Origin of the sequence: uncultured Pseudoteredinibacter sp. (assembly GCF_947500695.1) — a bacterium.
GTDB lineage: Bacteria > Pseudomonadota > Gammaproteobacteria > Pseudomonadales > Cellvibrionaceae > Pseudoteredinibacter.
This window is the reverse complement of record NZ_CANMSS010000006.1, coordinates 292,057-299,040: the sequence shown is the minus strand read 5'-3', so window position 1 is coordinate 299,040 and position 6,984 is coordinate 292,057. Positions and strand designations below refer to the sequence as shown.

Below are 6,984 nucleotides of genomic sequence, written 5' to 3'. Positions count from 1 at the left end.
GGTGGGAATCAAACCTTAGATGTTCGCACCAATACATTGGTCGATGATCTTGATGAGAATTCCGAAACCTTTACGCTCACCGCAGATTTAAATAGTAACGGTACGGATGTAAGCGATACCGCTACGGGTACTATTAACGACACCAATGAGCCTACGGTTAATGTTGGCCAACCGAATACTGGTACAGGTGATGTCACTGTAGATGAAGGCCAGGATACCGTCTTTGGTGTTGTAGTTAGTGATGCTGCACAAGGGGCGACTCTAACCTTGTCGCTTACTGACGGCACAGCGAACAGCCCATTGGATTACAACACGGGTGACTTCCAATACCGCGAAGCGGGCACAACTACTTGGATTGATGTTCCAGCGAATGGTGAGATCACTTTAACCAACGGTGGTAATCAAACCTTAGATGTTCGCACCAATACATTGGTCGATGATCTCGACGAAAACTCCGAGACATTTACCTTAACTGCGGATCTGAATAGTAACGGTACTGATGTTAGTGATAATGCTACTGGTACTATCAATGACACCAATGAGCCAACGGTAAATGTTGGGCAACCCAATACCGGCACTGGTGATGTGACTGTTGATGAAGGCCAGGATACCGTCTTTGGTGTTGTAGTTAGTGATGCTGCACAAGGGGCGACTCTAACCTTGTCGCTTACTGACGGCACAGCGAACAGCCCATTGGATTACAACACGGGTGACTTCCAATACCGCGAAGCGGGCACAACTACTTGGATTGATGTTCCAGCGAATGGTGAGATTACATTAACCAATGGCGGTAACCAAACTCTCGATGTTCGTACTAATACTTTAGTAGATGATCTTGATGAAAGCTCCGAGACATTTACTTTAACGGCGGATCTAAATAGTAACGGTACTGATGTAAGCGATACCGCTACGGGTACTATCAATGATATCAATGAACCTACAATCAGTGTTGGGCAGCCGAATACTGGAACGGGCGATGTAACGGTTAATGAAGGTGAAAATGCCGTCTTTGGGGTGTTGGTCGGCGAGGCAGCATTAAATAGCCAAGTGGAATTAAATTTGATTGTTGGTACTGCGGTCACTCCAGGTGATTTTAATGCAGCCTTGTTCCAATACCGACTTGGTGACAGTGGCCCATGGCTGGATGTTCCCGCCAATAGAATTATCGATTTACCTGGCGGTGGTAATCAGTTAATTCAAGTTAGAACTGATACGGTTAGTGATTTAATCGATGAGGCCGATGAATCCTTCACCTTAAGTGCCGAACTTAGCAGCAATGGCAGCACTGTATCTGATACAGGTTTGGGCACTATTCTTGATGACGATGAAACTCCGGACAACCTGCAGGCGAGCTCCGCAACTGTATCTGAGGAAGGAATCACTCCAACTGGTTTGCCTGACTCGATTGGTAGCCCAACAGATACAACTGATTCTGCTAGTGCGACAGGCACAATTAGTTTTGATGATGCAGGCGATAATAATCCATTTGCAATCAGTTTGTCGGGGCCTAGTGGTATAAGCTCGGCGGGTAATGCCGTCGTGTGGAGCTATGACAGTGGCAGCCGTACTTTAACCGGTAGCTACGATGACAATGGTACCCCGGTTACGGTAGCGACTGTTATTTTAGATCCGCTCGTGAGTAACACGGGAAGTCATAGCATGGACTATACCGTTACCTTTGAGCGCGGTATTGATCACCCTGTAGCTAATGTTGAAGATGTTTTAGATCTGCAATTTGGAATCTCGATCGATGACGGTGTAAATCCTGTAGCAAATAGTAATTTCACCGTATCGGTAGAAGACGACTCGCCATTGGTTGAAGATGTGACGCGTCAAATCGAAGTGCCTCCAGCGCAAACCAATTTAATGATCGTATTGGATATTTCTGGCAGTATGGCGGGCAGTAATTTGGCGCTCGCTAAAGAAGCAATCAATCGCTTAATCGATACCTATGAAGCCAATGGCGATGTGCGAGTTACCATTGTTGGCTTTAGTACCTCCGCAAGTGTCGAACAGCCTTATTGGCAATCTTCAGATGCAGCTAAACTTGATGTTGATGCGTTAAGTGCCGGAGGGTGGACAAACTATGATGGTGCGCTAGCGGTGGCGCAGACCGCTTATACCGGCGCTAACAATGGCAATATGCTGGCGAATGCCAAAAATGTTTTATATTTCTTATCTGATGGCGAGCCTACCGCGGCCGACGGTGATGTGAATGTATTGGCCAATTCTCCTGTCTTGGATCAAAATAGCAGCCCTGGTAACGCTGATTTTGGCATTCAAGCTAATGAAGAAAGCGCTTGGATTACGTTTTTAAATAGTAACGATGTGGATGCCTACTCTTTTGGAATGGGTACGGGGCCAACCTTAGCCAGCTTAAATCCTATCGCCTATGATGGCGAGAATGGTGTCGATAAAGATGCTATTCAAGTCGATGATTTAAATGATCTGGATGATGCCTTACAAAGCACTGTAGAAATTCCTGAGGTGGACGGTAATTTGTTGGGCAACCTAGGTGGACTATTCGGCGCCGATGGCGGCATTATTCTTGAATTTGTCGATCGTCGCGATACACCAGACGATAGCAGCGATGATGTACTTTATCGTTACAATAGGCTAACTGATGAAATTACCAACACTCAGACGGGGGTGGTGATCAGTGGCCAGACATTGCTTATTACAACAGCGCTTGGCGCTGAGCTTACTGTCGATATGATCAGTGGTGATTATTCATATCAAGCTAACTATCAAGTGACGAGTGATGTAAGCGAGTATTTTGGTTTCCGCTTATTGGATGTTGATGGAGATGTTTCCCAAAATTCTGATCCAGCAGCACCAGATCCTAATAATGCGTTGCTAACCTTTAATGTAACTCGTGCTAGTTCAAGCTCAAGTCCGTTTAGAATTCAGCGCGCTGAGCCTGAATCCATATTGGAGGAGCAAGATAATATCGTGATGTTCCCTGCAACAGATGGTATATCTTCTGTGCCAGCTACACTGCTTGCAGAAAATTCAGATCTTGCTAATTTTGAAGGTTTAACAGGCATAGACTTCGGCGATATTTTGGATACAACAGAGGCGGAAAGCTTGGATCATTGGTTTGCCGATAATGTCGTGACTATTGTTAGCTCGAAGCCGGAGGGGCCACTTAATGAGGAGGCTACGGCAGCAGATGTTTATGATGCCTTTATGCCGGATTCACCGCTGAGCAATGCCATCATGCAAGATGAAATTGCTTTGTTGTAAACCGTTAAATACCGGGGCCTGAAAGGCTCCGGTATTATATTTTCTCTTCCAAACGATCGGCTATACGCTCCAAACGTTCACACAAATTTAGTTCTTTTTGGTTGTCTTTCGAGCGCTGATCTTCTGAGTTTTCCATACTTTGCCATATCGGCTGACAAAGAGAGTGGGCGTAAGCTTTTAACTTTTCCTGGTTTAACTCTGTTTCTTCGGTCTCAAGCTGCGCCAGCATGCTACGGACGCCATACTCCATGCTACCAAAGAACAAGTCTCGCATGGCGCTCAGTTTAATATCTTCCTTTAATTCTTTACGGGCGATGCCTTCGCGAATCACTTGATCAAAAAGACTGGTGTAGATTTTACTGTGCTTGAAGATGCTGGAGTTACGATAATCCAAATAGAAATTAAAATGTTCGCTAAAGTACACGGCCAGCAATCGCATTAAAAGAAAGTTATCTTCCGAGATAACGCAGATATGATTTTCCGCTAGGAAATCGAATTGTTCTTTGCAGCCATGTTTATTCACAAGCCCTTCTTGGGCGGTGTTTCTTAAGCGCTCGTAAAAGCCTTGAATAATAATTTCTAAAAGAGCGCTTTTGCTTTCGAAATTATTAAACACTGTACCTTCGGAAACCCCGGCAGCCTTGGCGATTTGACGAGTGCTGCTGTGGTGGTAGCCCTGCTCGGAAAATAAGCTGATAGCGGCCTGAAGGATCTTTTCCCTTCTTTCCTGAGAGCGATTTTCCGGTTTAGGGCGGGTGGCAGCCATGTTGATTCCTGAGATTACTTATTCTTGTCAAATCTTTGATCGATATTTACCCATTCGAGCGGGTAAAAGGCACGCCAGTATAACCCAATTCCAGCGGCTAATAAGGCCACTCTACTTGACTGTGAGCGATGCATCAATATATTGTTGTGATGCTCACTTAATTGGGGCAATGATCATGCAATGGCTGTATTTGATCAGTAATCGGTAACGTTTGAGGAGGAAGGCGATGATTTTTAGCGCAGAACATGAACAACTACGAGAAACCGTACAGCGATTTGTGCGCGACGAGATCAACCCCTACGTAGATGATTGGGAAAAGGCCGGTATTTTCCCAGCCAAGGAGCTGTATAAAAAAGCGGCGGAATTAGGCTTGCTAGGCATCAACAAGCCCGAAGAGTACGGTGGCTTGGGCCTGGATTACAGCTTTCAAGCCATATTTGCTGAGGAGATTGGGCGAGCTGATCATATGAGTTCCCCCTTGGGCTTAGGGGTTCATACCACCATGGCAACTCCGGCCTTAACTAACTTTGGCAGTCACGATTTAAAACAAGAATTCCTAGTCCCGGCGATTGCTGGTGAGAGGGTTGCTTGTATTGGGGTTAGTGAGCCAAGCGCTGGCTCTGATGTAGCCCAGTTAAAAACTCAGGCTAAGCAACAGGGTGATGACTACGTCATTAATGGCACAAAAATGTGGATTACTAATTCCACACAGTCAGATTTTATTTGCTTGTTGGCCAATACCTCTGAAGGGCCGGTGCATAAAAATAAATCTTTAATAATCGTGCCGAGCGATACCCCAGGAATCAGCTTTTCTAAACCACTGGAAAAGTTGGGTATGCATGCTTCAGACACCGCTCAAATCTTCTTTGATAACGTTAAGGTTCCAGTACGCCATCGTATTGGTGAAGAAGGTAAAGGCTTCTTCTATCAAATGCAGCAATTTCAAGAGGAGCGTTTATGGTGTGCCTTAAGCTGCTTGAAGGTATTTGAAAACTGCATCGATAGAACCATCGAATATACCCGCGAACGGCAAATTTTTGGTGCGCCCGTACTGCACAATCAATCCATTCATTATCATTTGGCGGAGCTGCAAGCAGAAGTCGAACTACTACGCTCGCTATGCTTTGATGCCGTAGAAAAAATTATGCATGGTGAAGACGTAACTCGCCTAGCTACCATTGCTAAGTTCAAACTGGGCAAATTGACTCAGAAAATTCCCAATGATTGCTTGCAGTACTGGGGAGGGATGGGCTTTATGTGGGATAACTATGTAGCAAGGGTGTACCGTGATATCCGCGCAGCGGCAATTGGTGGTGGCTCGGATGAAACAATGCTGGCAGTGCTTTCTAAAATTATGGGTACACATCCTTAAAATAAAAGCGCCCTTGTATTATAAGGGCGCTTTATCTACTTAAAAGATAATCTAACAGTCGGGAACTACAATAAACCCTCGGTTTTTAAATCTTCGATAGTAAGCTCAATACTCTTACGCAGGGTGCTTACAATAAAATCGACATCCTCTTTTGTCATGGTCAGTGGCGGCGACATAACATTTAGATGAACAATAGCACGGGTAATTAAGCCTAACTCATCAGCGTGGTTGGATACGCGTTTGCCGATATCTTCCTCTTCAGGAAATAACGCCTTACTGGCTTTATCCGCAACATATTCCACACAGACCATAAACTTGCGGCCGCGCACCTGCCCGACGATAGGAAGATCTTCTAAAGTTTTAAGTTGCTCCTCGAAGTAGGGGCCAACTTCCATGACATTTTCTAAGAGCTTTTCGCGCTCAAGAATCTCAATGTTTTTCAGTGCTGCTGCACAGGCAACTGGGTGACCAGAGTAAGTGAAGCCATGAGCAAAGCAACGGCCTGAATCTTCAGCATTAAGGACATCCCAAATTTCATCGGAAAACAACAAGGCGCCAATCGGTTGATAGCCCGAGCTTAGACCCTTTGCGCTAGTGATCATATCAGGAATGATGCCGAATTCGCTTTCTGAAGCAAACCAGTGTCCAAGACGACCAAAGGCCGTTACTACCTCATCGGCAACAAATAAAATATCGTTTTGTTTACAAACTTGGTGCATACGTTGTAGATAGCCTTCTGGGGCTACGATAACGCCACCGGCACCCATAATAGGCTCAGCAAAAAAGGCAGCCACTTTATCGGCACCTAGCTCAGCTATTTTATCTTCAAACTCTTTAACAAGCTGATCGACAAAGTCGGCTTCGCTTTGACCTTCTTCCGCACAGCGGTAGTAGTTTGGGTAAGATAAATGGTGAATCGTATCGTTGATGTATTCAAACTCCGGCGGATGATCTCCAGGCTTGCCACCAATCGACATAGCGGCATAGGTTGAGCCGTGATAAGAGTTCATGCGCGAAATAATATGTTTTTTCTCGTGCTTACCGCGACAATTCTGATAGTAGTGAATCATACGAAACGCAGTATCAACAGCGGTTGAGCCACCACAAGTAAAGAATACATGGTTAATCGGGGCTGGGGCTAATTCAGCCAGCTTTGCCGCGAGTTTTGCAGCAGGTACATTGGTGAGATCCACAAATGGGCTGGCGTAGGATAGCTCGTAAGCTTGTGCCGCAATCGCTTCGGCCATTTCTTTTCGGCCCAGACCAATATTATTGCACCAAAGCCCGCCGACAGAATCGAAATAACGCTTTCCATCGGTATCGTAGATATAGCAGCCTTCACCTTTGGCTATGGCTAGGGCACCTTCTTCTCGAAATACATCGAAGATCTGCCAAGGGTGCAGATGGTGATCCTTATCAATTTGATTGATGGCTTGGCTATCGTATTGCTCGCTCTGGCTCATAGTATTCTCGGTATTGTGCTCTAGGTGTAGTGCTCTAGATGTAGTGCTCTAGGTTTTGCTTTATCGCTTAGGGTACAAGACTATGCAAAAGCCAGCATGCTGCCCATACCCCTATAGGGTAGGTGTTAGATTGGAAT

4 protein-coding genes are annotated in these 6,984 nt (G+C 45.5%); 2 read left to right on the top strand and 2 right to left on the bottom strand.

Going from position 1 to position 6,984, the window contains the following annotated elements; all coding sequences use genetic code 11:
* Positions 1-3,246 (top strand): VWA domain-containing protein (locus tag Q1A08_RS13185; RefSeq protein WP_299773633.1); only part of this gene is annotated, 3,246 nt, incomplete at its 5' end.
* 34 nt (positions 3,247-3,280) lie between these two features.
* Here Q1A08_RS13185 and Q1A08_RS13180 read toward each other — a convergent pair.
* A complete protein-coding gene (locus Q1A08_RS13180; RefSeq protein ID WP_299773631.1) occupies positions 3,281-4,012 on the bottom strand; it encodes a TetR/AcrR family transcriptional regulator in 732 nt (243 codons plus the stop codon).
* 226 nt (positions 4,013-4,238) lie between these two features.
* Between Q1A08_RS13180 and Q1A08_RS13175 the strand changes: the two genes are divergently transcribed.
* A complete protein-coding gene (locus Q1A08_RS13175; RefSeq protein ID WP_299773629.1) occupies positions 4,239-5,384 on the top strand; it encodes an acyl-CoA dehydrogenase family protein in 1,146 nt (381 codons plus the stop codon).
* A 65-nt stretch (positions 5,385-5,449) separates the two neighbouring features.
* On the opposite strand, the gene Q1A08_RS13170 is transcribed toward Q1A08_RS13175, so the two are convergent.
* The gene (locus Q1A08_RS13170) at positions 5,450-6,847 is read right to left on the bottom strand and encodes an aminotransferase (protein ID WP_299773628.1); all 1,398 of its coding nucleotides are present in this window, start codon (positions 6,845-6,847) and stop codon (positions 5,450-5,452) included.
* Positions 6,848-6,984: the final 137 nt, after the last annotated feature.

What these genes read in the sequence shown, in the direction of transcription:
- Q1A08_RS13180 (WP_299773631.1), bottom strand. Translation starts at nt 4,012, where the DNA reads ATGGCTGCCACCCGCCCTAAACCGGAAAATCGCTCTCAGGAAAGAAGG.
- Q1A08_RS13175 (WP_299773629.1), top strand. Translation starts at nt 4,239, where the DNA reads ATGATTTTTAGCGCAGAACATGAACAACTACGAGAAACCGTACAGCGA.
- Q1A08_RS13170 (WP_299773628.1), bottom strand. Translation starts at nt 6,847, where the DNA reads ATGAGCCAGAGCGAGCAATACGATAGCCAAGCCATCAATCAAATTGAT.